Here is a 300-nt window from a genome sequence, read left to right as displayed (position 1 = left end):
TCGTGTTTGCAGAGTGCTGTGTTTTTGATAAACAGTCGCAGCGGCCTGGTTACTGCGACCCTCTTCAGCTATAGCTCGCATGAGCCACCAAAAAGGGTGCACCTTCTCCCGAAGTTACGGTGCCATGTTGCCTAGTTCCTTCACCCGAGTTCTCTCAAGCGCCTGAGACTTCTCATCCTACCCACCTGTGTCGGTTTACGGTACGGTCTGCGTAAGCTGAAGCTTAGGAGCTTTTCCTGGAAGCGTGGTATCAGTGACTTCGTCTAAAAGACTCGTCTCGGTGCTCGGTCTTAAAGGATC

Annotated in this window: 1 rRNA gene; it reads right to left on the bottom strand. The window is 52.0% G+C overall.

The features are described from left to right. Positions 1 to 300: ribosomal RNA gene (locus VA603_RS00255) — 23S ribosomal RNA — on the bottom strand; the annotation flags it as partial.

Source organism: Stenotrophomonas capsici, from assembly GCF_034961085.1.
GTDB classification, from domain to species: domain Bacteria; phylum Pseudomonadota; class Gammaproteobacteria; order Xanthomonadales; family Xanthomonadaceae; genus Stenotrophomonas; species Stenotrophomonas capsici.
Note: the sequence above shows the minus strand (reverse complement) of the source record. Positions and strands in the feature narration are given on the sequence as shown.